Here is a 24,978-nt window from a genome sequence, read left to right on the forward strand (position 1 = left end):
ATTTCGAGATGGAACGAATTCTGGGTCCGGCAGACATTGGGATAAATGCCTATAATCCGGCAACACAATTCAACACCCCCGAACAATCCGAGGCTGCGTTCACCCACGAGGTAGCGCAGCCTTCTTGTTCCGGAGGCTCATTAGATTGCGGAGGTTGTGATGGACCGGCTTCAGGCCATGCAGGTGTTTACTCGCGTCGTCGATACAAGCAGCTTCACCAAGGCAGCAGAAACGCTCGGCTTGCCGCGGGCGTCCGTCACGACGATCATCCAGAATCTCGAAGCATTCCTCGGCGTGCGGCTGATGCACCGGACCACGCGCCGGCTGTCGCTCACGCCGGACGGCGCCGCGTACTACGAAAGATGCGTGCGGATCCTCGCGGACGTCGAGGAAACCGAAGCGAGCTTCCAGGCCAACAACCGGAAGCCGCACGGAAAGTTGCGTATCGACATGCCGGGCTCGATCGGGCGCCTGCTCGTGATTCCGTCGCTGTGCGAATTTCATACGCGCTATCCGGACATCGACCTGCAGCTCGGCTTGTCAGACCGGCCGGTCGACCTGCTGCAGGAAGGCGTCGATTGCGTGATCCGCGTCGGCGCGCTGCAGGACTCGTCGCTCGTCGCGCGCCGTGTCGGGCTGTTCGAATGCGTGACCGTGGCCTCGCCCGACTATCTCGAACGGTACGGCGAACCGCGGACGATCGAGGACCTGAACGATCACAAGGCGGTCAACTACTTCTCGAGCCGCACGGGCCGCACGATCGACTGGTCGTTCCTGATCGACGGCAAGGAAACCGAGATCAAGATGAACAGCATCGTGTCGGTGAACGACGCGGATGCGTACGTGACCTGCGGGATCGAAGGCTTCGGGCTGACCCAGCCGCCGCTGTTCATGGTGCTGCCGCACCTGCGCGAAGGCCGGCTCAAGGAAGTGCTGCCCGGCATCAAGCCGCTGCCGATGCCGATCTCGGTCGTGTATCCGCACAGCCGGCACCTGTCGCCGAAGGTGCGCGTGTTCGTCGACTGGATCGCCGAGGTGTTCGACCGCTGCCCGCTGCTGAGCGGCAAGGGCAGCCTCGACGCGACGTGCAGCAAGCGCACGTTCGAGGAAGCCGAACGCGCGCCGGCGCTCGACACGCCGGTCGTCAACGAGTGGGTCGCGTAATCGTCTGAACCAACACGCGCGGGCTGCGAGGCCCGCGCGTCGTCCCGCCTTCGCGCCGCGTTCCCGCGCGGCGCCCCCGATCTTTCCCGAATCCGCAGCAAACCTTTGTGCCAGGCGCGGCAATCGTCCGCGGGTGTTGTCGCGTGTCGTCGCGCGTTGTCGTCACACCCGCGTGAGGCCCGCTGCAAGCGGGTTCGCGCGATTTCCGCATAACCCTGCCGGCCATGCGGATGACGATTGTTCCACTGACACGACAATTCAATTCGCGTCTGCCGCATTTATCGCGATGGAACAGATACCTAGAGTAAACCCTGTCGCGCACCTCGTTGCGCATCGAACAGATCCCGCTGATGGGGCCGGAGTAAGCGCTCAAGCGCCAGCTCCGACCCGCAAAGCGTGGGATCTGAGTAAGCGCTGAAGCGCTAACTCATATCGACAAAGGAGTTTCGCCATGAACCGCCGCCACCTTCTCTCGGCCCTCGCCCTCACACTCGCCGTGTCCGCACCGGCTTTCGCCGATTCGGGCACCCCGCACGCCGGCGACTACGGCAACACGTCGTGGTACTCGCAGCACAACGGCCCGCGTACGCGCGCCGAAGTGAGCGCGGAAGTCGAGCAAGCGCGCAAGGACGGCACGCTCGCGTACCTGCGCAAGGCGAATTCGTATCCGCAAGGGCTCGAACTGGCACAAGGCCCGTATCGCTCGATGCCGGAAAGCAACCAGCTCGCCGGCGGGGGCCGGTAAACGTGCAACGCCGCGCAGCGGATGATCCGGTGCGCGGCGTCGCGATACCGCTGTCGAATGTTCGATTAGTCAGTTAGTTGCAGGAGCCTGTGATGAACGATCAACTTCCTTCGCCGCTCGATCATTGGGACGACACCACGCCGGTCTGGACGCCGTTCCGTTCGGCGCCGGATTCGCATTGACCGCCAACTGAGTCATCGTCCGGCCATCAACGGCGCGGCACCCCGTCGCGCCATTCGCCCCAGTGCGTGACGATATCCTGCACGAGCGGATTGCCCGCGCGGTACAGGTTTTCGGTTGCCGGCGCGAAGCCGCCTTGGTCCGCGTAGTTCAGCAGGTTGTCGGCGCTCGTCTGCCCCGCATACGGTCGATCGAAATCGGACCCCGTGCGCAGCACGGCAACGCGCGACAGGTCGACCCGCTTCACGCTCGCGGCACGCTTGAGCGCTTCATACGTCGCGTTGTCTTCCTGCGCGGTCATGCAGTACGTGCCCTTGCCGTCCGTCAGGATCTTCGTCCACTGGCGCGCGCGCTCGCCGATCAGCGTGCCCGAGAACCACGTGTTGCCCGATGACGTGTCGCACTGGATCACCGTCGGCGGCCGGTTCGCCGGCGCATACGTGAACTTCGCGCGCGCGGCCTGCGCTTGTGCGCTGTCGGCGAGCACGACGTTGCGCGACAGCGCGTACGCGGCGTCGGTCAGCTGCGGGTTGAGCTGGAACACTTCGGTGCGATAGTCGAGCGGCGGCTTGTCGTTCGGGCTCTTCGTGTTGATGCCGAGAAAGCCCGTGTTCCAGCCGGCCGGAATCTCGCGCGCATCGAGCTCCCACTGCAAGCTGAAATCGACCAGGTATTTCGACCACGCGGCCGAACCGACCGTGCCTTGCGCGGGGTCGACGCCCGCGATGCCCGAGACCAGGAAATACGTGCGGCGCAGATCGAAGCGTTGCGAGAACGCGAGCGCCATGATCGTCGCCGACGCGTTCGCATAGCCCATGCCGGTCGTGACCACGCATATGTCCTGCTTGTTGCAGTGAACGTTCGGGTAGTCAGGCGACAGGCCCGGCACGGCGATGTCGCGCCACGGGCCGATACGGTCGAGCCACGCCTGGCCCTCCGGACCGAACATCGTGATGATCATGACCTTGACCGGGCGGCCCTGTGCACCGGTCTCGGCAAATGCATTGTTGCCCGCGTCGTTGCCCTGGTTGTCCTGCGCGATCGACGGTGCAGTCGCACAGGCCGCGAGCGAGAATGCGGCGGCGGAAAGGATGGAGCGAGTCAGCATCGGCGTTCCTTGTTTCGATGATGTTGGATGAGAACGGCTGTCGGAGACTGCGCGAGGGAGTATAGAACGGGCCTGCGCGATGCGGAACCCGACTACGAATCGACGACCGGTGTTTCGTGCGAAGAGATGCGTGTTGCGTGATGGAAATCGCGCGGTCGACACTGCATTGCAAACATCAGGAATGCTATCGGGTTGGACGCCACGCGTGACGTCGGCCGCCTGTCGCCGCTACACGCGCACCAGCCCCGCGACACCATAACCAAGCACGACCAGCGCGGCGACCACATGGCTCGCCGCGAGCCACCCGGGCGACTTCACGAAGCGCCCGATCGCGCTGCCGCCGAATGCGAACACGAGCTGCCCCGCGAGGCTGCCGGCAAACACGCACGCGGCACCGGACAGCCAATGCCGATGCGTACCGGCGGCAGCCGTCGCATAGCCGTAGAACAGCAGGATGGTCAGCGGGTTCGCGAGCGTGACGAGGAACATCGACGTGAACGGGCGGTTGCCCGGCGGCAGCGCATCGCCATCGAGCGTGCGGCGCCGGTCCCTCAGCGCCTGCCACAGCATGCGTGCGCCCATGGCGAGCGACACGAGCGCGCCGACGGTGCGGAACAGCGACAGGTGCAACGCGAGCGTGCTCGCGAGCAGCGTGCCGAGCGTGAACGCAACGACCGCATAGCAGCCGTCGGCAGCAGCCACGCCCGCCGCCGCGCGCACGCCGGTAGCGGTGCCGGCACGCATGCCGTAGTTCGCGATCATCAGCGCGACGGGCCCGACCGACAGCGCGATCATCAGCCCGAACAGGAAGTCGTTCATCGGTCCTCGATGCCTTCGATGGAAGGCATCGATTCTAGCGACGTCAAAACGATCCGGTGTGTGAATGCGGCGTCAGGCGATGTCGACGCGTGCGGGCCCGTCCACCATCTCGCCGATCACGGCCGCACGGTCGAAGCCGTCGGCGCGGAAGCATGCGAGGACTTCGTCGACCGCTTCCGGCGCACACGCGACGAGCAGCCCGCCGGACGTCTGCGGATCGGTCAGCAGCGCCTGCGCGACGGGCGGCAACTCGTCGGCGAGCCGCACGTCGGAGCCGTACGCGGCCCAGTTGCGCCCCGATGCACCGGTGAACACGCCGTCGGCGACGAACGCCTCGACGCCCGCGAGCCACGGCAGCGACGCATAGTGAACGCGCGCGGTGAGATGCGCGCCGCGCGCCAGTTCGAGCGTATGGCCGAGCAGCCCGAAGCCCGTGACGTCGGTCAGCGCATGCACGCCCGGCAGCGCGGCGAGCTCGGTGCCCGGCCGGTTCAGCTTGGTGGTCGTCGCGACCATCTGCGCGTAACCCGCGGCGTCGAGCTGGTTCTTCTTCAGCGCGGCCGACAGTACACCGACGCCGAGCGGCTTGCCGAGCACGAGCACGTCGCCCGCACGCGCGGCCGCGTTGCGCTTCACGCGCGACGGATGCACGACGCCGATCGCCGCGAGCCCGTAGATCGGCTCGACCGAATCGATCGAATGGCCGCCCGCGACCGGAATGCCGGCATCCGCGCACACCGATTCGCCGCCGCGCAGCACGGCCGCGATCGTCTCGTGCGGCAGCACGTTGATCGGCATGCCGACCAGCGCGAGCGCCAGAATGGGCTTGCCGCCCATCGCATAGACGTCGGACAGCGCGTTGGTCGCCGCGATGCGGCCGAAGTCGAACGGATCGTCGACGATCGGCATGAAGAAATCGGTGGTCGCGACGATCGCCTGCTCGTCGTTGAGCCGGTACACGGCCGCATCGTCGGACGTCTCCGTGCCGACCAGCAGATCCGGGAACAGCGCGGGCGGCGTCGCGCGCTTCAGCAGCTCGGACAGCACGCCCGGCGCGATCTTGCAGCCGCAGCCGCCCCCGTGCGAGAGGCTCGTGAGGCGCGGAACGGCAGGCTGGGCTTGGGTGGCTTCGGTCATCGTCGGCATCCGGTGAATAACAACGTTCTATTATCGACAATTCCGAGCGAGCGCGCCCGATACCCACATAATTGACGGCTCCCGCCCTCTCCCGTCCACGCCTTCGTCCATGGATCACCTGTTCATCGGCCTCGTGCTGTGCTCCGCGCTGCTGCACGCCATCTGGAATGCCTTCCTCCACGTCAGCGAAGACCGGCTCGTGCAGCTCGGCACGATGTCGCTGCCGTATCTCGCGTTCGGCGTCGCCGGCGCCGCGCTGCTGCCCGCGCCGGCGCCCGCCGCTTGGCCGTATATCGTCGCGTCGGCCGCGCTCGAGGTCGCGTACTGCTTCACGCTGGCGCGCGCGTACCGCAGCGGCGAGTTCGGGCAGATCTATCCGATCGCGCGCGGGATCTCGCCGCTGCTCGTGTCGGTGCTGGCGTTCACGATGCTGCACGAGCGGCCGACGCCGTTCGGCTTCGCGGGCATCGCGCTCGTGTCGTTCGGCATCATGTCGCTCGCGCTGCGGCGCGGCTTCAGGTTCTCCGGGGAAGGCGTGCCGTATGCGCTGCTGACCGGCGTGTTCATCGCCGCGTATTCGATCTGCGACGGGATCGGCTCGCGCGTGTCCGGCAGCGCGCTCGGCTACATCGCGTGGGTGTACCTGCTGTGGAGCGTGCCGCAGCTCGTGCTCGTCTGCGCGCTGCGCGGCGGCCCGCGCGCGGTGCTCGGCTCGCGCACGGCGCTGCGGCAGGGCGCGATCGCCGGCACGATCTCGCTCGCGGCCTACGGGATCGTGATTCTTGCGTACCGGCACCTGCCGGTCGCGACCGTGTCGGCGCTGCGCGAAACGAGCTCGATCTTCGCGGTCGCGATCGGCTGGTTCGTGATGCGCGAGCGGCCCGGCGCGCAGCGGCTCGCCGCGTGCGCGCTGGTGGTCGCGGGCGCGGCGCTGATCCGGCTTTAAGCGGAAACAAGCGCGCGCCCGCGGCCTGCAGCCACGTCAGAACTTGTGGCGGATGCCCGTCACCGCGACGATCTGCGTGCGCGTGCTCGACGGATTCGAGATCCCTTCGATCGCGGCCACCGTGTTCGACGACGCGCGCTGGTAGAACGCATTCACGTAGATGTCAGTGCGCTTCGACAGGAAATACTGCGCGCCGACGCTCGTCTGCAGGTAGTGCGAACTCGGCTTCGGCCCCTTCGACGCGAGCACCTGCGTATAGGTTTCGCCGAGCGCGAACTGCAGTGCGGGCGTCATCAGGTAGCGCACGCTGCCCTCGTAGTTGTTGAAGCGCATCGCGCCGCCCGTCTGCAGGTTGAACAGCGAGCTCGTGTACAGCAGCCCGAACGTCGCGGCGCCCCATGCATACGCGCCGCCCGCGCCCCAGATCTGCTGGCGCGTCACGCACTTGATGAACGTGTAGTAGTTGTCGGACGCCGCCGCGCCGGTCGTGTCGAGCGCAGGATGATCGACCCGCACATACGCCGCGCCGAGTTGCAGCGGCCCGTTCCCGTAGCTCGCGCCGAGGCTCCACACGCGGTTTTCCGCGAACGACGTCGAATTCGAGAAGCCGTACAGGCCGACCGCGCGCAGGCCGTACCACGTGGGCGTCTGGTACTGCACCGAGTTGTTGGTGCGGAACGTGTTGTTCAGGTCGTCGGTGTCGAACGGATGCAGCGCGTACTGGGTGAGCGCGGTGGTCGCGCCGATCTGCAGCGGCTCCAGCACTTCCTGCGCCGCGTTGTACTGGCGGCCCATCGTCAGCGTGCCCCAGCGGTCGTTTTCCAGCCCCACGTACGCGCGACGCCCGAACAGCCGGCCACCCTGGCTCGCGGCGCCGGACTCGATGTTGAAGCCGTTCTCGAGCCGGAACACCGCGCGCGTACCGCCGCCGAGTTCCTCCTTGCCGAGCAGCCCCCAGCGCGTGCCCTGCTCGTTGCCGCCGGTGGCCTGCCACGCGGCATGCCCGTTCTGGTTGTTCGTGTACGTGATCCCCGAATCGACGACGCCATACAGCGTCACGCTCGACTGCGCATGCACGTGCGTCGCGCCCGCCGCGATTGCGATACCTGCCAGCGCGACCGCCATCTCTTTCCGCTTCATCTCCGACCCCTTTTGTCGATTGAATATGGGGAGCGATTTATTTCTCCCACGACGTGTTTTATTGAATAAAACATCGTCTTATTAATTGTCGAATTCCGGGGTTTGAAGCGTCAAGCCATGCCAAAAATCGCACACGGGAATTAAAACGACCTGGCTCGCAATGCGTTTCGAAGAATGAAACAAACCCAATAACCACGGGCATTACAAGCAGATCCCCGCACGTAATCCCGGCGCTGAAAAAAGCCCTTGACCGCGACTTTCTGCCGTTGTGAAATATTGATACGTTGTTTTAATAAATAAAACACCCAGCCGAGACGCTTCGAGAAACTAGGTAAAGAACCTGATCCCCATGGTGACGTTTAATTGCAACAACGCGACCGCCGGCGAATCGCCCGCGTATTTCGTCGCACCGCCGACGGCGCCCGCGCTGCCGATCGTCGTCGATTCGCCGCACAGCGGCATCGCCTATCCGTCCGACTTCTCCGCCGTCGCGCCGGACGACGCGATCCGCACGACGTGGGACGCGTACATCGACGAACTGTGGGCCGGCGCCCCCGCGCGCGGCGGCACGCTGCTCGGCGCGACGTTTCCGCGCGCGTACATCGATCCGAACCGCGCGGAAACCGACATCGACGCGACGCTGCTCGCCGAGCCGTGGCCCGAGCCGCTTTCGCCGCAGCCGTATACGCAGCGCGGGATGGGGCTGATCCGGCGCGATGCGCTGCCCGGCGTGCCGCTGTACGACCGCCGGCTGTCGCTTGCGGAAGTACGCCACCGGATCGACGCGTACTACCGGCCGTACCGCCGCGCGCTCGCCGGCATCGCCGGGCCGCTGCATGCCGCGCACGGCGCGCTGTGGCACATCGACTGCCACTCGATGAAGTCGCGCGGCAACGCGATGAACGTCGACGCGGGCGCTTTGCGGCCGGACGTCGTCGTCAGCGACCGGCGCGGCACGACCGCCGACCCGGCCTTCACCGCGTGGACCGCACAGTGGTTCGCCGACGCCGGCTATCGCGTGCAGGTCAACGACCCGTACCAGGGCGGCGACCTGCTGACCGCGCTCGCCGATCCGGCGCGGCAGCGCCACAGCATCCAGATCGAATTCAATCGCGCGCTGTACATGGACGAAGCCGCGTTCGCGAAACACCCGGGCTTCGCCGCGCTGAAGCGCTCGGTCGACGCGTATCTCGACGCGCTCGCCGGCTACGTTCGCGCGCGCATCGCATCGCCGGGAGATGCCGCATGACGACCTACATCGTCGACGCCGTCGACAGCGCACTGAAGCTGCTGACCTACGTGGCCGAGCATCCGAACCTCGGCGTGACCGAGCTGGCGTCGCAGCTCGGCATCAACAAGTCGCGCACCTACCGGATGCTGTGCACGCTCGAACTGCACCGTTTCGTCGTGCAGGACCCGCGCACGTCCACCTATGCGCTCGGCCCGCAGGCATTCGTGATCGGCGTGGCCGCGTCGCAGCAGAACGCGCTCGTGCGCGCCGCGCACCGGCACATGCTCGCGCTCAACCAGGCGATCAACGAGACCATCGTGCTGCGCGTGCGCGAAGGGCTCGAATCGGTGTGCGTCGCGCGTTGCGAAACCACGCACGCGGTGCGCACCGTCGGCGCGGTCGGCAACCGCCGGCCGATCCATTTCGGCGCGTCGGGCAAGGTGCTGCTCGCGTTCGCGCCGGATGCCGTGCGCGACGAATTTCTCGCGCAACTGCGCAGGAACGGGCAGGCCGACGACCCGCCGAAACTCGCCGGCGAACTCGACGCGGTTGCGCGCAAGGGCTACGCGGTGAGCAGCGGCGAGGTGACGCCCGGCGCAGTCGGGATCGCGGTGCCGGTGCGCGACCTGACGGGTGCGACGGTCGCATCGGTCAGCGTGACGGGGCCCGAGGTACGCGTGAGCCACGCCGACATTCCCGACTATCTCGAACGCCTGCAGGCGTGCAGCCTCGCCATTTCCGCCGAACTCGGCTACGTCCCGGCGCGCGCCGCGCTGCAACCGGCCTGACGGGCCGCCCCTTCTTCGACGAGGATCCGATGTCCGCCTCTTCCCCGAATCCGGCCGGCGCGCACGGCGCCGCCCCCACCGCGCTCTCTTCCGACGATCCGGTTGCGCCCGCCGGTCACGCGCCGCACCCGCACGGCAAGATGCTGCACCCCGTCGTGATGATGCTGTGGGTACTGGCCGCCGCGATCGCGCTCACGTGGATCGTCGACTCCGGCCACTTCGAGCGCAACGGCCGGCTCGTCGTGCCGGGCACCTATCACGTGGTGCCGAAGACGACCGCGCTCGCGACGCTCGTCGCGCCGGCCGTCAGCCACAGCACGTCCGCGCATGCGCTGCCGGCGAGCCTCGTGTCCGCGTTCGTCGCGGTGCCCGAAGGCCTGCTGAAGAACGCGCCGCTGATCGTGATGGTGATGTTCGTCGGCGGGATGTTCGGCGTGATGCGCCGCACGGGCGTCGTCGATGCCGGCATCGACCGGCTGCTGCAGCTCACCGGCAACAACGCGTATCTGCTGACGCCGATGCTGATGATCCTGATCGGGCTCGGCAGCACGCTGCTCGGTTTCATCTCCGAGTATCTCGTGATCATCCCGATGGTCGTCGTGATCGCGCGGCGTCTCGGCCTGTCGGACCTGTTCGCGGTCGCGCTGGTCGCGCTCGCCGCGAAGATCGGCTATATCGCATCGGTCACGAACCCGCTCGCGCTCGCCGTCGCGCAGCCGCTCGTCGGCGTGCCGCTGTTCAGCGGCGTCGCGCTGCGCGCAGCCATATTCGTCGTATTCCTGACGATCGGCATCCTGTACCTGCTGCGCTACGTGCGGAACACCGGCTACCGGGCCGGGCAGACCGCCTCGGGCCACGCCGCGCACGCGGCCGCGAAGCTGTCGCTGCGCCACAAGGCGACGCTGGCCGTGTTCGCCGCGGCCGTCGCGATGCTGATCTACGGCACGCGCGAACTGAAATGGGGCAACGTCGAACTCGCGGCGTTCTATGCGGCCGTGAGCATCGCGACAGCCGTGATCGGCCGACTCGATTCGCGCAGCGCGGCCGACGCGTTCGTCGACGGAATGAAGAACATGATGCTCGCCGCGCTGCTGATGGGGCTCGCCGCATCGGTCGAGCTGCTGCTGCAGAACAGCCTCGTGCTCGACACGCTGATCAATTTCTTTACGCGGCTCGCCGACGGGCAGTCGCCCGTCTGGGTCGCCAACGGGCTGATGGGCGTACAGATGGTGCTCGACGTGTTCATCCCGTCGGTATCGGGCAAGGCCGCGGTCAGCATGCCGATCATCGGGCCGATCGCACAGCTCTCCGGCGTGAGCGGCCAGACGTCGGTACTCGCGTTCGTGCTCGGCGGCGGCCTGACGAATCTCGTCACGCCGACGTCAGGGATGCTGCTCGCGTATCTCGCGACCGCGCGCGTCGACTTCGGCGCGTGGATCCGCTTCGTGCTGCCGCTGTTCCTGACGCTGCTCGCACTGTCGTGCGTCGTGCTGACGTTCGCGGTGTGGATCGGGTATTGAGCGCCGGGGTTGCCACCGGCGCCCGCTGCCGTCATGCGACGGCAGCCACCTTGCCGAACGCCCGCTCGTCGATCGCTTCCGCAAGCGTCGCGAACGCGGTCGCGATCTCGTCCTCCGGCACGCACGCATAGCCGAGCAGCAACCCCGGTGCCGCACGGTCGCGGTCTGCGTAATACCCCGACAACGGCCGCACGACGATATTGCGTTCGAGCGCGGCCTGCGCGACCACGCGATCGTCGACGCCGGCCGGCAATTGCGTGACGAGATGCAGCCCCGCATCGCTGCCGAGCGCGTGCAGCGTGTCGCCGTAGCGTTGCGCGACCGCGTCGAGCAGCATTTCGCGGCGCTGCCCGTACAGCGTGCGCATCTTGCGGATATGCGACACGAAGTGCCCTTCCGCGATGAACTCGGCAAGCACGGCCTGCTGCAGCAGTTGCCCTTCGCGATACAGCTCGGCGCTCGCGGTCGCGAAGCTTTCCGCGAGCGGCTCCGGTGCGACCAGATAGCCGACCCGCAGCCCGGGGAACAGCGTCTTGCCGAAACTGCCGACGTAGATCACCTGCCCGGCCGTATCGAGGCCCTGCAGCGACGCGAGCGGCCGGCTGCCGTAGCGGAATTCGCTGTCGTAATCGTCCTCGATGATCCAGCAGCCGTGCTGGCGCGCGTATTCGAGCAGCATCCGCCGCCGCGCGAGGCTCATCACCATGCCGAGCGGATACTGGTGCGACGGCGTGACGAGCATCAGCTTCGGCGGTTCGGCGAGATCGGCAGCCGACGGCGCGATACCTTCATCGTCGACCGGGATCGGCCGCGTGGTCAGCCCCGACACGTTCAGCACGCTGCGCACGCCCCAGTAGCACGGATCCTCGGTCCAGATCGCGTCGCCGGGATCGGTCAGAAGCCGCACCGCGAGGTCGATCGACTGGTGGATGCCGGTCGTGATCACGATCTGCTCGGGCGTGCAGCGCACCGAGCGCGACGTGCGCAGGTAGTCGGCCAGCGCCTCGCGCAGCAGCGCGAGCCCGCCGCCCGGCGCGTAGGTCAGCAGATCGGGGCGCAGGCGCCGCCAGTACTTGTTGTGCAGCCGCGTCCACACGCGCGCCGGAAATCGCGACACATCGGGCACGCCCGGCATGAACGCGCCGCCCTGGCGCTTCGACACGCCGGCCCCGTCAACGAGCCGCGTGCCGCGCGCGGACAGCCGCCGCGCGGACGGCATCACCACGGCCGGCCCGGCCGCCGGGTCGTGCGGCGCGCCGACGATCTCGTCCGGCGCGCTGTCGGCGACGAACGTGCCGCGGCCGGTCGCCGAGTTCACATAGCCTTCGAGCACAAGCTGTTCGTAAACCTGCGTGACCGTGTTGCGCGCGATCCCGAGCTCGGCGGCCAGCAGCCGCGACGACGGCACGCGCGTGCCGGGCGGCAGTTCGCGCGACAGGATCGCCTGTTGCAGCAACCGGTGAAGCTGCCGGTAGATCGGCTGTTCGCCGCCGCGCACGAGACGCTGCGCCAGCCAGTCCGACAACACGCTCGCCCGCATGATTGGCTCCTGAATATTTATTGAAATGGCTCTGATTGCCAGAGCCAAATGTGATTATAGTCGGCTCCATGGGCTGCCAACGCGCCCGATTTCTACTCACCGGAAAGAACGTCAAGGAGATGACCGTGAAGAATGCCGACCTGCAGGCCCGCAAGAACGCCGCCACCCCGCGCGGCGTCGGCGTGATGTGCGATTTCTACGCAGCCCGCGCCGAGAACGCGGAACTGTGGGATGTCGAAGGCCGCCGCTTCATCGATTTCGCCGCCGGCATCGCGGTGCTGAACACGGGCCACCGCCACCCGAAGATCGTCAAGGCGATCGCGGACCAGCTGAACAGCTTCACGCACACCGCTTACCAGATCGTCCCGTACGCGTCGTACGTCGAGCTGGCCGAGAAGATCAACGAGCGCGCACCGGGCGACTTCCCGAAGAAGACCGCGTTCTTCACGACCGGCGCCGAAGCCGTCGAGAACGCGATCAAGATCGCGCGCGCAGCGACCGGCCGTCCGGGCGTCATCGCATTCGCGGGCGGCTTCCACGGCCGCACGATGATGGGCATGGCGCTGACCGGCAAGGTCGCCCCGTACAAGCTGAACTTCGGCCCGTTCCCGGGCGACGTGTTCCACGCGCCGTACCCGAACGCGCTGCACGGCGTGACGACGGCCGACTCGATCAAGGCGATCGAGATGCTGTTCAAGGCCGACATCGACCCGAAGCGCGTCGCCGCGATCATCTTCGAACCGGTCCAGGGCGAAGGCGGCTTCAACCCGGCGCCGGCCGAGTTCGTGCGCGCGCTGCGCAAGATCTGTAACGAGCACGGCATCCTGCTGATCGCCGACGAAGTCCAGACCGGCTTCGCGCGTACCGGCAAGCTGTTCGCGATGCAGCACTACGACGTGCTGGCCGACCTGATCACGATGGCGAAGAGCCTCGCGGGCGGCATGCCGCTGTCGGGCGTCGTCGGTCGTGCCGACGTGATGGACGCGGCAGCGCCCGGCGGCCTCGGCGGCACGTACGCGGGCAACCCGCTGGCAGTCGCATCGGCGCACGCGGTGCTAGATATCATCGACGAAGAGAAGCTGTGCGAGCGCGCGACGCAACTCGGCGACGTGCTGAAGGCGAAGCTGAGCGCGCTGCAGGCCCACGTGCCGCAGATTGCCGACGTGCGCGGCCCGGGCGCGATGATCGCGGTCGAGTTCCTGAAGCCGGGTTCGGGCGAGCCGGATGTCGAGTTCACGAAGCGCGTGCAGACGCGTGCGCTCGAGCGCGGCCTGCTGCTGCTCGTGTGCGGCGTGTACTCGAACGTCGTGCGCTTCCTGTTCCCGCTGACGATTACGCAGGCGGTGTTCGACGAAGCGCTCGTGATCCTCGAGGAAGTCCTGAAGGAAACGGTCGGCGTGCCGGCCTGAGTTCCCGTCAACTTGAATGCGCCGCCGCCGTCTTCACGACGGCGGCGGCCGTTTCATCTTCATAGCAGGCTATTCACATGAGCACGGTTCAGGAAACCCTGGCATTGAAAGACCCGTCGCTGTTCCGCCAGCAGGCGTACGTCAACGGCGAATGGCAAGGCGCGACGAACGGCGAGACGTTCGAAGTCCGCAACCCGGCGACGGGCGGCCTCCTCGGCACCGTGCCGGCGATGGGCACGGCCGAGACGCGTCATGCGATCGACGCCGCAAATGCCGCGTGGCCGGCATGGCGCAAGAAGACCGCGAAGGAGCGCGCGGTCATCCTGCGCAAGTGGCACGACCTGATGATGGAAAACGCCGACGATCTGGCGCTGATCCTGACGACCGAGCAAGGCAAGTCGCTGGCCGAAGCGAAGGGCGAGATCGGCTACGCGGCGTCGTTCCTCGAGTGGTTCGCCGAGGAAGGCAAGCGTGTGTACGGCGACACGATCCCGACGCCGGCGAGCGACAAGCGCATCGTCGTGACGAAGGAAGCGATCGGCGTGTGCGCGGCGATCACGCCGTGGAACTTCCCGGCGGCGATGATCACGCGCAAGGTCGGCCCGGCGCTCGCGGCAGGCTGCCCGATCGTCGTGAAGCCGGCCGAGGCGACGCCGTTCTCCGCGCTCGCGATGGCCGTGCTGGCCGAGCGCGCGGGCGTGCCGGCCGGCGTGTTCAGCGTCGTCACGGGCGACCCGAAGGCGATCGGCGGCGAACTGACGTCGAACCCGATCGTGCGCAAGCTGTCGTTCACGGGCTCGACGCCGGTCGGCCGCCTGCTGATGGCGCAATGCGCGGCGACGGTCAAGAAGGTGTCGCTGGAGCTCGGCGGCAACGCGCCGTTCATCGTGTTCGACGACGCCGATCTCGATGCGGCCGTGCAGGGCGCGATCGCGTCGAAGTACCGCAACAGCGGCCAGACCTGCGTGTGCACGAACCGCTTCTACGTGCATGAAGCCGTGTACGACCAGTTCGCGCAGAAGCTCGCGGCGGCCGTCGGCCAGCTGAAGGTCGGCCGCGGCACGGAGCCGGGCGTCACGCAAGGCCCGCTGATCAACGAAGCGGCCGTGCTGAAGGTCGAGGCGCACATCGAGGACGCGCTCGCGAAGGGCGCGACCGTCGTGACGGGCGGCAAGCGTCACGCGCTCGGCCACGGCTTCTTCGAGCCGACCGTGCTGACGGGCGTGACGCCCGCGATGAAGGTCGCGAAGGAAGAGACGTTCGGGCCGCTCGCGCCGCTGTTCAAGTTCAGCAGCGACGATGAAGTGATCCGCCTCGCGAACGACACCGAGTTCGGTCTGGCGGCTTACTTCTTCAGCCGCGATATCGGCCGCGTGTGGAAGGTCGCCGAAGCGCTCGAGTACGGGATGGTCGGCGTGAACACGGGCCTGATCTCGAACGAAGTCGCGCCGTTCGGCGGCGTGAAGCAATCGGGCCTCGGCCGCGAAGGCTCGCACTACGGCATCGACGACTACGTCGTGATCAAGTACCTCTGCCTGGCCGTCTGACGGTTCAGGGCCTGTGCGTCAAGCACAGGCCCTGACCGCCCGGCCGGAACCGGGCGGTCACGACGCGGGCCGGTGTCCCTCTCCGTCGCGCCCGCGTCGCCTCGATACGCGCGATGTCTACCCGCTCTGCGCGCGCGATTTCGACGCTGTATCCGCCGATACCTCATATCGGGCACGAATTTCGTTCAAGTCTCATTTCCCATTTCGCTACAAGCCGCTAGATTGAGCGCTCCACCTCGATCCGGTTTGCTCGCGCATGAATACCCCACCTGACGGCCCGGCGTACGCAGAGCCAGCATGACGTACGGGCGGGCGACCTCCCCGCCGCGTCCGTGTCATCTTTCTGCGTGCTCACCGAAACACGCTCACGTATCCACCAGCCGCGTCGCCTGCTGCTCAGGCGTCACCGACGCTGCCGCGTTCTGCTCGATCCCCCTTCGACCCGATCTCTATGATCGTTTCAATTCATCAATTTCAATCGTACTCCAAACTAAAAATCATACTCGTTCTATAGACAGAGAAAATCTTACCGTCCACTGTCTATGGCTAGTCCATACATAAGGTATCCGAGTCCATGGAAGTAGAACATGCCGCCTACCCTTACTTTCTTCACTCATCGATCTCGGCTTTACGCCATGGTGCAGCAGCTACACACGCCGCCGCCCGATACGCGCGACTCGATCGATTCGACGTATAGCGACAGCATGACGTGACCATTTCATGATCCTCTTCGCGGATGACGTGGTCGAGCAAATCGAAACAGCCTATCTGCGTGCCGGGCTATCCGCGTTCGGGACGACGCTGGAGGCGATGCATGGGTGGACCACCACGCAGATAGCTAAAGCAGAAGCATTGGCGCGCACGCCGCCGACCATTGCCGTTGAAGATGCCGCGATCGATCAATACGCAATTCATGACCCGGATTCAGCCGACTGGGTCTTTACCCACTTCGATTGAGGACATAGCCATGAGCCGACGAGCAGTCAGGATCGGCGACCCGACGACGACAGGCGGAATCGTCATCAGCGGGTCGTCAAACATGTTTAGCAACAGCAAAACCGTTGCCTTAGACGGTGACAAGGCAACGTGTGGAAATTGCGAGGGAGCGTTTCCGATAGCTGGCAGCGCTGTACGCGTGATATCACACGGGCGATGTATGGCTTTGGAGGGTGACGCAGTGCTCTGCCCCTGCGGGCAAAATCTTCTAATCTCTGGCAGCGATTGCACGATTTTTTACGAGGACGACGGCGGTCACAAGGTGGCAAAACCATTCACCACGCCTTCTGCATTCTCGCCCGCGCGATACACACCTGCATCAGGCATCAATGACGAACAGTACGTAGTGCGCGCGGCAGAGAGCGGGCGCCCTCTCGCGAATGTCCGCTATCGGATTCGCCTATCATCCGGAAAGATATTTACCGGTGTGACAGACGCAGCAGGCCACACGCAACGCGTCACATCCGCGTATGCGGAATCGCTCAAGTTCGAGATTGCAAGGAGCGGAAATGCCGAATCCTGAAGACGACTACGTGCTGGTACACGACACGGCCACGACGAACACGACGCCCGGCTCTAAGGTGTATGTCGATATCAACACGACACCGATTTGCCCAAACATGAGCAATGAAGATTTTAGAAAGACCGTCATGCGCGCTCGCGATGAAGCCGTCCATCTGATTAATTCCCGCATTGCAGCGCTAGCACGGTGGGACGCGAGCGAACAAGCGCGCGTCACCACCTATTTTGGGCGCGCTAACGCGCAGATTCGCAACACGTTATCTTCTGGTCTTCCGAGATTGCGTTCCGCGATGCAAGAGTTGGTGCCGGAAAAATTGTTCGATGGGACGGTGAAACCAGCAGGAATCTATCTTGCGCAGTCGTACCGGACAGCGGCCAAAACCGTGCCGCCGTGTGCAAACCCGACTCCCAGAAACGAATCATCGCTATCTACTCGTCATTTTGCAGCGACCCGTTTGGCGAGTTGTATCATGAAGCACAGATAAAGGTGTTGATTCACGAGTGCACGCACTTCACCGACACATTCGATTCCGTTGACGCCGGGTACGGAGATTCGGAACCTGGAATGAGAATATTTGCGATGAATAACCCGGACCTTGCCATTAAGAATGCAGACAGCATTACCGGATATATAGCAACCTTTGACAAGACAATCGAATAATGAACGGAAATCCCCTCAAATCCAGCGTTGCAGTCTACGTGCTCACGCTGTCGTCAATCCTGTCGAACGCAGCGATCGGATGCACGATAGGTGAGGAAGCACGGTTGCAACTTCCATTCAACACAACCACACTTTCCAATGCAGACAGAGTGACGATAGTTGATAGCGCTATCGAGGCAAAAAAATGGCCGAATGTCAAAATCCAAGCAATTATAATTGCGGGCGCCTATGTTTACGAGAAGAACATCGAAAAACTGAAGAATATGCGCGGAGAAAATGTAAAGGAATATTTACAACAACTTGGCATCAGTGCCGAGAACATCTACGTCGAAAAAAAGACATTTACCGATGAGATGATTACAAGACGACCGGACGGTACAATCAAAACCAATCAGGTAATCGTGGAATTTACGCCGATATGTAGCGGTAGCTGCGCATGGATGTGTGACGACCCTCGCGTGACACCACACAGCAAACTCATCAATTATTGACCACGGAACGCCCGCGTATGCGGCATTCTTATGCGACAACCCCGACAGTATCGCGGAGTATGTCATCGATGGCGACCAAACTCCTGACCGCCACCGCGCTCGCGTTGAGCTGCGCACATACGGCGTTCGCCTGTGAAGGCGCGATGAACATGCCCGCCCATTACATCGATATTGTTTTCGATGCTAATTCAAGCTCGATTTCTCCGGCTGAACTGTCGCGGTTGTCCGCATGGTCGAGCGACATGCACAAGCGCTTTCCGATCATTGATACGGTATGGCTTATCGGACTGGCCGAACAAACCGAACGCGACGCGCAACAGCTTGCAACGCGACGAGCGGAAAACGTGATGGCGGTCCTGGAGCAGCATTCGATCCGTGGCGAGAAAAGCGCCTTGGCGGGAAAAATTTTCAAGCCGGACGAGTTCGACCAATCCGGGCGACGCGTCGAAGTGAACGTCAGTCCGGGATGCCCGGATCACTGTTGCCCGAACCTCAATCCCATACCCAAGGCGCAATGACGTAGCAGGGCCCCCACGCCGGCCGCGCAATGCGGGCTGCCCTCCTCCTGCCTCACCTGTTCCTGCCCGTCACCGAAACACGTTCACCGCATCCACGAGCCGCGTCGCCTGCTGTTTCAGGCTCTCCGACGCCGCCGTGCTCTGCTCCACCAGCGCCGCGTTCTGCTGCGTGATGTTGTCCAGATGCACCACCGCCTGATCCACCTGCGACACGCCGGTGCTCTGCTCGGCCGTCGCCGAGCTGATTTCCGCGATCAGGTCCGACACGCGCTTCACCTGCGTGACGATGTCTTCCATCGTCTTGCCCGCGCCGTTGACGATCCGCGAGCCCGATTCGACCCGCTCGACGCTCGCGCCGATCAGCGTCTTGATCTCCTTCGCCGCATTCGCGCTGCGCTGTGCAAGCGCGCGCACCTCGCCCGCGACCACCGCGAAGCCACGCCCCTGCTCTCCCGCGCGCGCCGCTTCGACGGCCGCGTTCAATGCGAGGATGTTGGTCTGGAATGCGATGCCGTCGATCACGCCGATGATGTCCGCGATCTTGCGCGAGCTGGCGGTGATGTCGTTCATCGTCGTGACGACCTCGCCCACCGCCTGCCCGCCGCGCCCGGCCGCGTCGCTCGCCGACACCGCCAGCTGGTTCGCCTGCCGCGCGGTTTCGGCGTTGCTGTCGACGGTTGCCGTCATCTCGGCCATCGACGCCGCCGTCTGCTGCACGCTCGACGCGGCCTGCTCGGTGCGCGCGCTCAGGTCGTTATTGCCCTGCGCGATCTCGTTGCTCGCGCGCTGCACGTTGTGCACCTGCTCGCTCACGTCGTCGACGAGCCAGCGGAACATCAGCCCGAGCTGGTTGATCGTGCGCAGCGTCATCCCGATCTCGTCGACGCGGTTCATCTGCACGCCGCGCCGGCTCGCGCCGGTCGCGACGTTCAGCGCCTGGTCGTGCAGCCGCTTCAGCGGGCGCACGATCTGCGCGTCGAGCCACAGGCCGGCAGCCGCGGCCGCCCCGATCGTCGCAACCGCGAACGTCGCGAGGCCGCCGCCGGTCAGGCCGCACGCCCAGCCGGCGCCGATCACGGCCGGCGCCAGCACACCCAGCGCGGCATGCACGCGGCCGCGCACGGATAGCGTCTGCGGCAGCGACGCGATGCGCAGCAGCCCCGTGCGGATGACCAGCCCCTTGTGGAACCGGCGCTGCCCCGGCTTGCCTTCGCGAAACGCGCGGTACAGCGCGTCGGCGGCCTCGGTCTCGTCGGGCGGCGCCTTCGTGCGCACCGACATGTAGCCCGTCAGCTGCCCGTTGCGCATCACCGGCACCGTATTCGAGCGCACCCAGTAATGATCGCCGTTCTTGCGGCGGTTCTTCACGAGCGCGGTCCACGGCTCGCCGCCCTCGAGCGTCGCCCACATGTCGGCGAACGCCTCGCGCGGCATGTCCGGGTGGCGCACTAGGTTGTGCGGCTGGCCCACGAGTTCCTCGCTCGAGAAGCCGCTCACCTGCGCGAACGTCGTGTTCGCGTACGTGATGATGCTGTCGGCATCGGTCGTCGACATCAGCGTGACGTCGTCGGGAAAATCGAATTCCTGTTGGGTAACGGGTTGGTTGTTGCGCATGCAAGGCTCCGAAAAGCGGATCTGTCGTCCGCGCCGCGCTGAAATCACGCTCAGTAGCCGAAAAACGGTTGATCGCTTTACGACGGCATTCAACTTTACTGTCGGCAATTCGTCGGAAAACCTTACCCTCGTCGCGTATAAAATATTCAATTCGGCCGCCTCCATGATTTCGATCAAATAATCCGGCGATAATCGCCGCGCGCGCTGATCCGCCTGTCATGCCGAGCTGCTCAGAAGCGCCGCACGGCAGGCCAATGCCGGCAGCCGTTGCACGCGGCGAAACGATTCGATCTATCCTGCTCCGTTCAACCGCAATTAAAATTCGATGAAAAAGGCATTGCACGAACTGAATCGGCTGCCCTGGAATACGGCGACAGTCGCGCATGACAGCCATAAAGGCGATCAGGCCGCGTTTTTCCGCGATGGCGGCTCGACGCTGTTTCCGGAAGAACGCGAACGGCTCGACGACGGCGCGGATGCGACGGCCGTCGTCGATTTCGCGAACCCGCATCCGAGCTCCGCGTTCATGTGGGGGATCGGCGACGTGGTGAACGCGCTCGTATCGCCCGGGCTCGCGGTCGGCCGCCTGAACGAGTATCCGTATGCGAACGGCTGGAAGGGCTTCGACGGCATGCGCGAACTGGACGGCCGCCGGATGGTGCCGCCCGACCACATGCCGCGCCTGCCGCTGATGTATGCGATCGCCGCGCACCGGGCGGCCGCATGACGCGCCGTACCGCCGCCGAACGCGACGCGCTTTCCGCACGCCCGCTCGCACGCGACGAGGTGCCGCTCGTGTGGACCATCGACCGGCGCGAGATCATCGAGCACCTGTATGTGCTGCGCGACGGCGCGCTGCATCTCGTGCCCGAGTTCTACGACGTCAGCGGCTGGCCCGACGGCGAAGCCGACCACTACACGCCGATCCTGCTCGACTGTCACGATCGCGGCGGCTGGTGCCTCGGCATGTTCGACGGCGCACGGCTCGTCGCGGCGGTCGTCGTCGACAGTCAGCCGCTCGGCCCGCACCGCGACATGCTGCCGTTGAAGTTCCTGCACGTGAGTCGTGACTGGCGAGGCTGCGGGCTCGGCGAGCAGCTCTATCGAGCGGCCCATGCGCAGGCGCGCACGATGGGCGCAGCACGTCTGTATGTGTCGGCCACGCCATCGCAGCGCACGATCGACTTCTACCTGCGGCTCGGCTTTACGGTCAGCGCATCGCCCGACCCGGCGCTTTACGCGCTAGAGCCGGAAGACATTCATCTGGAAGGGCCGGCGGCCTGACGCACCGGCACGCGGGTGAAGCGTAGAATTTCCCGCTTTGCCACGGCCGCCATCGGCCATCGCAGAATCACGGAGAACGAAATTGCCGAACGAACCGCAGCCGCAAACCATGCCGAAGATCCTCGTCAGCATGTGCGTGGTCGGTCATCCGGTCCGTTACAACGGCTCGGCGAAGACCGCCGCGCACGAGGCGCTCGAACGGTGGCAGCGCGAAGGGCGTCTCGTGCCCGTCTGCCCCGAACTGGCCGGCGGCTTCGGCGTGCCGCGCCCGCCCGCCGAAATCGCGGGCGGCGAATCGGGGCAGCAGGTGCTGTCGGGCGCCGCGCGCATCGTCGACGTGAACGGAACGGACGTGACGGCGCCGTTCGTGTCCGGCGCGCAAACCGCGCTGGCCCTCGCGCGCACGCACGATTGCCGCTTCGCGATCCTCGCCGACGGCAGTCCGTCGTGCGGCAGCACGTTCATTTATGACGGGAGTTTCGAGAACCGGCGGCACGCGGGTGCCGGTGTCACGGCGGCGTTGCTGCGCGAGCATGGCATCGAAGTGTTCGCGGACACCGAGATCGACGCGCTCGACGCGCGCCTCAGGCAGCTGTCGCAGGCCGGTTAACGACGATGCGCGGCACGAGAACCCTCGTGCCGCGCATCGTTTCGGAAACCGCGAAGCGGTGAAGCAGCAAAGCGGCGCGTGCTCTGCCGCTTCGCCGCGAGACGCAGATCAGACGCGTTCGATCGCGATCGCGATGCCCTGGCCGACGCCGATGCACATCGTGCACAGCGCAAAGCGGCCGTTCGTGCGATGAAGCTGGTACATCGCGGTCGTCACGAGACGCGCGCCCGATGCGCCGAGCGGATGGCCCAGTGCGATCGCGCCGCCGTTCGGGTTCACCCGCGGATCGTCATCGGCGACGCCGAGCATGCGCAGCACCGCGAGGCCTTGCGACGCGAACGCCTCGTTCAGCTCGATCACGTCGAACTGGTCGATCGTCATCCCGAGCCGCGCGAGCAGCTTCTGCGTGGCCGGCGCGGGGCCGATGCCCATCACGCGCGGCGCGACGCCGGCCGTCGCGATGCCCAGCACGCGTGCGCGCGGCGTCAGGCCGAAGCGCTTCGCGGTTGCCTCGTTCGCGAGCAGCAGCGCGGCGGCACCGTCGTTGACGCCCGACGCGTTGCCGGCCGTCACCGAGCCGTCCGGGCGCACGACGCCCTTCAGCTTCGCGAGCGTTTCGAGCGACGTCTCGCGCGGATGCTCGTCGCGCGACACGACCACCGGATCGCCCTTCTTTTGCGGAATCGTGACCGCGACGATTTCCTCGGCGAGCGTGCCGTCCTGCTGCGCACGCGCGGCCTTCTGCTGGCTGCGCAGCGCGAACAGGTCCTGGTCGGCGCGGCTGATGCCGTAGTCGACCGCGACGTTCTCGGCCGTCTCCGGCATCGAATCGACGCCGTGCAGCTGTTTCATCAGCGGATTGACGAAGCGCCAGCCGATCGTCGTATCGAAGATGTCGGCCTGGCGCGCGAACGCGCTCGCGGCCTTGCCCATCACGAACGGCGCGCGCGTCATGCTCTCGACGCCGCCCGCGACCATCAGCGCGGCCTCGCCCGACTTGATCGCGCGCGCGGCCACGCCGACCGCATCCATCCCGGAACCGCACAGGCGGTTGATCGTCGAACCCGGCACGTCGGTCGGCAGGCCCGCCAGCAGCGCCGACATGCGCGCGACGTTGCGGTTGTCCTCGCCGGCCTGGTTCGCGCAGCCGTAGATCACGTCGTCGATCGCCGTCCAGTCGACATCGCGGTTGCGCTCGACGAGCGCCTTGAGCGGCACCGCGCCCAGGTCGTCGGCGCGCACGCCGGACAGTGCACCGCCGTAACGGCCGATCGGCGTACGGATCGCATCACACAGAAAAGCTTCGGTCATCAGTGTCTCCGGTCCCATCCAGGGCTGGGAAATGAACAGGGCGCGCCCCTTGCATTGCCCGCCGGGATGCGCTTAAATGTTCTATATACGAACATAAGATCGTGTATCGAACGTTCAACGCATCATAGGGAGTGCGGGGACGACCTGTCAAGCGCCCGGTCCGCCGGGCGGTTGGCGTGTCAGGCCCCATGCGCTATCTTCTCGGCTGCACGATTTTCCCACCGCTCATGACAACCGAAGACATTCAGACGAAACCCGGCGACTCCTATGTGCAGTCGTTCGCGCGCGGCCTCGCGGTGATCCGCGCTTTCGACGCGGCGCGCCCGGAGCAGACGCTCACCGAAGTGGCTTCGGTCACCGGGCTCACGCGCGCGGGCGCGCGCCGGATCCTGCTCACGCTGCAGACGCTCGGCTACGTCGAGGCCGACGGCCGGCTGTTCCGGCTCACGCCGAAGATCCTCGAGCTCGGCTTCGCGTACCTGACGTCGATGCCGTTCTGGAATCTCGCCGATCCGGTGATGGAGCAACTGTCCGCGCAGATCCATGAAAGCTGCTCGGCGGCCGTGCTCGACCGTACCGAGATCGTCTACGTGCTGCGCGTGCCGACCCGCAAGATCATGACGATCAACCTGTCGATCGGCAGCCGGCTGCCCGCGTACTGCACGTCGATGGGCCGCGTGCTGCTGTCCGCGCTCGACGACGCGGCGCTCGACGAAACGCTCGCGCAAAGCGGCATCCGCGCGCATACGCCGCGCACGATCACCGACCTCGGCGAGCTGAAGGCGGCGATCGCGCAGGTGCGCCAGCAAGGCTGGGCCGTGGTCGACCAGGAACTCGAAGTGGGCCTGATGTCGCTGTCCGCGCCGATCCGCAACCGGCGCGGGCAGATCATCGCGGCGATGAACATCAGCGGCAACGCGCAGCGGCATACCGCGAAACAGATGGTGAAGGAGTTTCTCGGGCCGCTGCAGCAGGCCGCGCAGACGGTGTCGGAGCTGGTTGCAAGGCGCGGGTGAGTGCAAGCCGTCACGCTCGGCGACGATGAAGCCTTGCCGCCCCGCCGGTTCTTCGACATGGGCGGCGCGGCACCGCCGCCCGGTATCGTCGTCAGCACCGCGCCGGCAAAGATGTCGTTCCGATGCGGATCGACACCCTCCGCCAGGCCAACGCGGCCGGCCGTATCGGAGCGCGCCGCTATCGCCGCAGCGGTCTGACGCGGGACTCCAGCATGCGCCGCGTGTTCTCCAATCTTGGTCGTCCTTGACCGACAGCAGTCGCACGTAGGCCGACCACGGCAGCGTAAAGAACTGCGCCAGTTCGTCGAGCCTCCTCGGATGTACCGGTGCCAGGGAAGAATCGCCAGACACTGTCTGGCGAATTGGCCAGGTCAGGAAGAACGACCGCATCTGCTGCAAGTTCTGGCGACTGAACCCGCGACCGAACCGTCCAGTGAGATCGTTCGCCAATCGCTGGATCAACTGCTCGCCGTATCCTGCACGCCGCCTCCCCTGCTGCTCGGCCTCCACGATGCGGCGACCAATTTCCCAATAACTCGCCGTCATCAGCGCATTGACTTTGCGGGCCGCCGCATGGCGTGCAGCCTCGAGCAATTCGACAATGCCACGATGGACGCCGGCATAGCCGGCCGGCACGACAGATCTTTTCGCGGTTGTCATAGAAGGCGTCCTGTTGCCCAT

Annotated in this window: 25 protein-coding genes and 1 pseudogene; 18 read left to right on the top strand and 8 right to left on the bottom strand. The window is 65.6% G+C overall.

The window, feature by feature from the left end:
* Positions 1–159 precede the first annotated feature (159 nt).
* On the top strand, positions 160–1,164 hold the full coding sequence (gene ceoR, locus BFF94_RS03315) for a putative multidrug efflux transcriptional regulator CeoR (RefSeq protein WP_128841240.1): 1,005 nt from the start codon (positions 160–162) through the stop codon (positions 1,162–1,164).
* A 451-nt stretch (positions 1,165–1,615) separates the two neighbouring features.
* Positions 1,616–1,909: a DUF4148 domain-containing protein gene (locus BFF94_RS03320; protein WP_046546177.1), complete on the top strand. Its 294-nt coding sequence runs from the start codon at positions 1,616–1,618 to the stop codon at positions 1,907–1,909.
* A gap of 208 nt (positions 1,910–2,117) precedes the next feature.
* On the opposite strand, the gene BFF94_RS03325 is transcribed toward BFF94_RS03320, so the two are convergent.
* From BFF94_RS03325 to selD, 3 genes are all read right to left on the bottom strand, one after another.
* On the bottom strand, positions 2,118–3,197 hold the full coding sequence (locus BFF94_RS03325) for a purine-nucleoside phosphorylase (RefSeq protein WP_128841239.1): 1,080 nt from the start codon (positions 3,195–3,197) through the stop codon (positions 2,118–2,120).
* Between the two features lie 228 nt (positions 3,198–3,425).
* A complete protein-coding gene (locus BFF94_RS03330; protein WP_128841238.1) occupies positions 3,426–4,016 on the bottom strand; it encodes a LysE family translocator in 591 nt (196 codons plus the stop codon).
* A gap of 72 nt (positions 4,017–4,088) precedes the next feature.
* Positions 4,089–5,153 carry a selenide, water dikinase SelD gene (gene selD, locus BFF94_RS03335; RefSeq protein ID WP_128841237.1) on the bottom strand — a complete coding sequence of 355 codons (1,065 nt, stop codon included), beginning with the start codon at positions 5,151–5,153 and terminating at the stop codon, positions 4,089–4,091.
* A gap of 109 nt (positions 5,154–5,262) precedes the next feature.
* Between selD and BFF94_RS03340 the strand changes: the two genes are divergently transcribed.
* Complete coding sequence (locus BFF94_RS03340; RefSeq protein ID WP_219138988.1) at positions 5,263–6,099, top strand: EamA family transporter; 837 nt, start codon at positions 5,263–5,265, stop codon at positions 6,097–6,099.
* Positions 6,100–6,135: 36 nt separating this feature from the next.
* On the opposite strand, the gene BFF94_RS03345 is transcribed toward BFF94_RS03340, so the two are convergent.
* Entirely contained in the window at positions 6,136–7,239 is a 1,104-nt protein-coding gene (locus BFF94_RS03345) for a porin (protein WP_162285566.1), read from the bottom strand.
* 349 nt (positions 7,240–7,588) lie between these two features.
* Here BFF94_RS03345 and BFF94_RS03350 point away from each other — a divergent pair, with 349 nt between their 5' ends.
* Genes BFF94_RS03350 through BFF94_RS03360 form a run of 3 tightly spaced genes read left to right on the top strand, consistent with a single transcriptional unit; the run spans position 7,589 to position 10,778 of the window.
* Positions 7,589–8,488 (top strand): N-formylglutamate amidohydrolase, encoded by a 900-nt coding sequence (locus BFF94_RS03350; RefSeq protein ID WP_128845917.1) that lies wholly within the window; start codon positions 7,589–7,591, stop codon positions 8,486–8,488.
* The gene (locus BFF94_RS03355) at positions 8,485–9,258 is read left to right on the top strand and encodes an IclR family transcriptional regulator (RefSeq protein WP_128845919.1); all 774 of its coding nucleotides are present in this window, start codon (positions 8,485–8,487) and stop codon (positions 9,256–9,258) included. Before BFF94_RS03350 ends, BFF94_RS03355 begins: the two co-directional genes overlap by 4 nt.
* Positions 9,259–9,287: 29 nt before the next feature.
* On the top strand, positions 9,288–10,778 hold the full coding sequence (locus BFF94_RS03360) for an SLC13 family permease (protein WP_128845922.1): 1,491 nt from the start codon (positions 9,288–9,290) through the stop codon (positions 10,776–10,778).
* Between the two features lie 31 nt (positions 10,779–10,809).
* On the opposite strand, the gene pdxR is transcribed toward BFF94_RS03360, so the two are convergent.
* The gene (gene pdxR, locus BFF94_RS03365; RefSeq protein WP_219138989.1) at positions 10,810–12,318 is read right to left on the bottom strand and encodes a MocR-like pyridoxine biosynthesis transcription factor PdxR; all 1,509 of its coding nucleotides are present in this window, start codon (positions 12,316–12,318) and stop codon (positions 10,810–10,812) included.
* A gap of 125 nt (positions 12,319–12,443) precedes the next feature.
* Between pdxR and BFF94_RS03370 the strand changes: the two genes are divergently transcribed.
* The 8 genes from BFF94_RS03370 to BFF94_RS03400 all read left to right on the top strand — a co-directional run bounded on the left by BFF94_RS03370 (position 12,444) and on the right by BFF94_RS03400 (position 18,462).
* The gene (locus BFF94_RS03370; RefSeq protein ID WP_128843443.1) at positions 12,444–13,727 is read left to right on the top strand and encodes a 4-aminobutyrate--2-oxoglutarate transaminase; all 1,284 of its coding nucleotides are present in this window, start codon (positions 12,444–12,446) and stop codon (positions 13,725–13,727) included.
* Positions 13,728–13,804: 77 nt separating this feature from the next.
* Positions 13,805–15,274: an NADP-dependent succinate-semialdehyde dehydrogenase gene (gene gabD / locus BFF94_RS03375; RefSeq protein WP_128843442.1), complete on the top strand. Its 1,470-nt coding sequence runs from the start codon at positions 13,805–13,807 to the stop codon at positions 15,272–15,274.
* A gap of 720 nt (positions 15,275–15,994) precedes the next feature.
* On the top strand, positions 15,995–16,231 hold the full coding sequence (locus tag BFF94_RS37740) for a hypothetical protein (protein ID WP_246637219.1): 237 nt from the start codon (positions 15,995–15,997) through the stop codon (positions 16,229–16,231).
* Between the two features lie 10 nt (positions 16,232–16,241).
* Positions 16,242–16,793: a PAAR domain-containing protein gene (locus BFF94_RS03385; RefSeq protein ID WP_128843441.1), complete on the top strand. Its 552-nt coding sequence runs from the start codon at positions 16,242–16,244 to the stop codon at positions 16,791–16,793.
* The gene (locus BFF94_RS03390; protein ID WP_246637233.1) at positions 16,780–17,277 is read left to right on the top strand and encodes a M35 family metalloendopeptidase; all 498 of its coding nucleotides are present in this window, start codon (positions 16,780–16,782) and stop codon (positions 17,275–17,277) included. Before BFF94_RS03385 ends, BFF94_RS03390 begins: the two co-directional genes overlap by 14 nt.
* The gene (locus tag BFF94_RS37745) at positions 17,184–17,453 is read left to right on the top strand and encodes a M35 family metallo-endopeptidase (protein WP_246637220.1); all 270 of its coding nucleotides are present in this window, start codon (positions 17,184–17,186) and stop codon (positions 17,451–17,453) included. Before BFF94_RS03390 ends, BFF94_RS37745 begins: the two co-directional genes overlap by 94 nt.
* Entirely contained in the window at positions 17,453–17,944 is a 492-nt protein-coding gene (locus tag BFF94_RS03395; protein ID WP_246637221.1) for an OmpA family protein, read from the top strand. The genes BFF94_RS37745 and BFF94_RS03395 overlap by 1 nt, the downstream gene beginning before the upstream one ends.
* Positions 17,945–18,012: 68 nt before the next feature.
* Positions 18,013–18,462 (top strand): OmpA family protein, encoded by a 450-nt coding sequence (locus BFF94_RS03400; protein ID WP_128843440.1) that lies wholly within the window; start codon positions 18,013–18,015, stop codon positions 18,460–18,462.
* A gap of 69 nt (positions 18,463–18,531) precedes the next feature.
* Here the strand turns inward: BFF94_RS03400 and BFF94_RS03405 are convergent, their stop codons facing one another.
* Positions 18,532–20,076, bottom strand: coding sequence for a methyl-accepting chemotaxis protein (locus BFF94_RS03405; protein ID WP_219138990.1), 1,545 nt, complete (start codon positions 20,074–20,076; stop codon positions 18,532–18,534).
* A gap of 325 nt (positions 20,077–20,401) precedes the next feature.
* Here BFF94_RS03405 and BFF94_RS03410 point away from each other — a divergent pair, with 325 nt between their 5' ends.
* The 3 genes from BFF94_RS03410 to BFF94_RS03420 all read left to right on the top strand — a co-directional run bounded on the left by BFF94_RS03410 (position 20,402) and on the right by BFF94_RS03420 (position 21,970).
* Positions 20,402–20,803, top strand: coding sequence for a hypothetical protein (locus BFF94_RS03410; RefSeq protein WP_128843439.1), 402 nt, complete (start codon positions 20,402–20,404; stop codon positions 20,801–20,803).
* Positions 20,800–21,360 (top strand): GNAT family N-acetyltransferase, encoded by a 561-nt coding sequence (locus BFF94_RS03415; RefSeq protein ID WP_128843438.1) that lies wholly within the window; start codon positions 20,800–20,802, stop codon positions 21,358–21,360. The genes BFF94_RS03410 and BFF94_RS03415 overlap by 4 nt, the downstream gene beginning before the upstream one ends.
* Before the next feature lie 109 nt (positions 21,361–21,469).
* A complete protein-coding gene (locus BFF94_RS03420; protein WP_443626622.1) occupies positions 21,470–21,970 on the top strand; it encodes a 2-thiouracil desulfurase family protein in 501 nt (166 codons plus the stop codon).
* A 108-nt stretch (positions 21,971–22,078) separates the two neighbouring features.
* On the opposite strand, the gene pcaF is transcribed toward BFF94_RS03420, so the two are convergent.
* Positions 22,079–23,281 (bottom strand): 3-oxoadipyl-CoA thiolase, encoded by a 1,203-nt coding sequence (pcaF, locus tag BFF94_RS03425; RefSeq protein WP_219138991.1) that lies wholly within the window; start codon positions 23,279–23,281, stop codon positions 22,079–22,081.
* A gap of 227 nt (positions 23,282–23,508) precedes the next feature.
* On the opposite strand from pcaF, the gene BFF94_RS03430 reads away from it, so the two are divergent.
* The gene (locus BFF94_RS03430) at positions 23,509–24,297 is read left to right on the top strand and encodes an IclR family transcriptional regulator (RefSeq protein ID WP_162285562.1); all 789 of its coding nucleotides are present in this window, start codon (positions 23,509–23,511) and stop codon (positions 24,295–24,297) included.
* 237 nt (positions 24,298–24,534) lie between these two features.
* Here BFF94_RS03430 and BFF94_RS03435 read toward each other — a convergent pair.
* Positions 24,535–24,978, bottom strand: a pseudogene (locus BFF94_RS03435) (DUF1016 N-terminal domain-containing protein); the annotation flags it as partial.

The organism is Burkholderia catarinensis, assembly GCF_001883705.2.
Classification (GTDB): Bacteria; Pseudomonadota; Gammaproteobacteria; order Burkholderiales; family Burkholderiaceae; genus Burkholderia; species Burkholderia catarinensis.

Bases quoted from the DNA above. Each gene is read 5' to 3' on its own strand.
- ceoR (WP_128841240.1), top strand. From the start codon at position 160: ATGGACCGGCTTCAGGCCATGCAGGTGTTTACTCGCGTCGTCGATACA.
- BFF94_RS03320 (WP_046546177.1), top strand. From the start codon at position 1,616: ATGAACCGCCGCCACCTTCTCTCGGCCCTCGCCCTCACACTCGCCGTG.
- BFF94_RS03325 (WP_128841239.1), bottom strand. From the start codon at position 3,197: ATGCTGACTCGCTCCATCCTTTCCGCCGCCGCATTCTCGCTCGCGGCC.
- BFF94_RS03330 (WP_128841238.1), bottom strand. From the start codon at position 4,016: ATGAACGACTTCCTGTTCGGGCTGATGATCGCGCTGTCGGTCGGGCCC.
- selD (WP_128841237.1), bottom strand. From the start codon at position 5,153: ATGACCGAAGCCACCCAAGCCCAGCCTGCCGTTCCGCGCCTCACGAGC.
- BFF94_RS03340 (WP_219138988.1), top strand. From the start codon at position 5,263: ATGGATCACCTGTTCATCGGCCTCGTGCTGTGCTCCGCGCTGCTGCAC.
- BFF94_RS03345 (WP_162285566.1), bottom strand. From the start codon at position 7,239: ATGAAGCGGAAAGAGATGGCGGTCGCGCTGGCAGGTATCGCAATCGCG.
- BFF94_RS03350 (WP_128845917.1), top strand. From the start codon at position 7,589: ATGGTGACGTTTAATTGCAACAACGCGACCGCCGGCGAATCGCCCGCG.
- BFF94_RS03355 (WP_128845919.1), top strand. From the start codon at position 8,485: ATGACGACCTACATCGTCGACGCCGTCGACAGCGCACTGAAGCTGCTG.
- BFF94_RS03360 (WP_128845922.1), top strand. From the start codon at position 9,288: ATGTCCGCCTCTTCCCCGAATCCGGCCGGCGCGCACGGCGCCGCCCCC.
- pdxR (WP_219138989.1), bottom strand. From the start codon at position 12,318: ATGCGGGCGAGCGTGTTGTCGGACTGGCTGGCGCAGCGTCTCGTGCGC.
- gabD (WP_128843442.1), top strand. From the start codon at position 13,805: ATGAGCACGGTTCAGGAAACCCTGGCATTGAAAGACCCGTCGCTGTTC.
- BFF94_RS37740 (WP_246637219.1), top strand. From the start codon at position 15,995: ATGATCCTCTTCGCGGATGACGTGGTCGAGCAAATCGAAACAGCCTAT.
- BFF94_RS03385 (WP_128843441.1), top strand. From the start codon at position 16,242: ATGAGCCGACGAGCAGTCAGGATCGGCGACCCGACGACGACAGGCGGA.
- BFF94_RS03390 (WP_246637233.1), top strand. From the start codon at position 16,780: ATGCCGAATCCTGAAGACGACTACGTGCTGGTACACGACACGGCCACG.
- BFF94_RS03395 (WP_246637221.1), top strand. From the start codon at position 17,453: ATGAACGGAAATCCCCTCAAATCCAGCGTTGCAGTCTACGTGCTCACG.
- BFF94_RS03400 (WP_128843440.1), top strand. From the start codon at position 18,013: ATGGCGACCAAACTCCTGACCGCCACCGCGCTCGCGTTGAGCTGCGCA.
- BFF94_RS03405 (WP_219138990.1), bottom strand. From the start codon at position 20,076: ATGCGCAACAACCAACCCGTTACCCAACAGGAATTCGATTTTCCCGAC.
- BFF94_RS03410 (WP_128843439.1), top strand. From the start codon at position 20,402: ATGAAAAAGGCATTGCACGAACTGAATCGGCTGCCCTGGAATACGGCG.
- BFF94_RS03415 (WP_128843438.1), top strand. From the start codon at position 20,800: ATGACGCGCCGTACCGCCGCCGAACGCGACGCGCTTTCCGCACGCCCG.
- BFF94_RS03420 (WP_443626622.1), top strand. From the start codon at position 21,470: ATGCCGAAGATCCTCGTCAGCATGTGCGTGGTCGGTCATCCGGTCCGT.
- pcaF (WP_219138991.1), bottom strand. From the start codon at position 23,281: ATGACCGAAGCTTTTCTGTGTGATGCGATCCGTACGCCGATCGGCCGT.
- BFF94_RS03430 (WP_162285562.1), top strand. From the start codon at position 23,509: ATGACAACCGAAGACATTCAGACGAAACCCGGCGACTCCTATGTGCAG.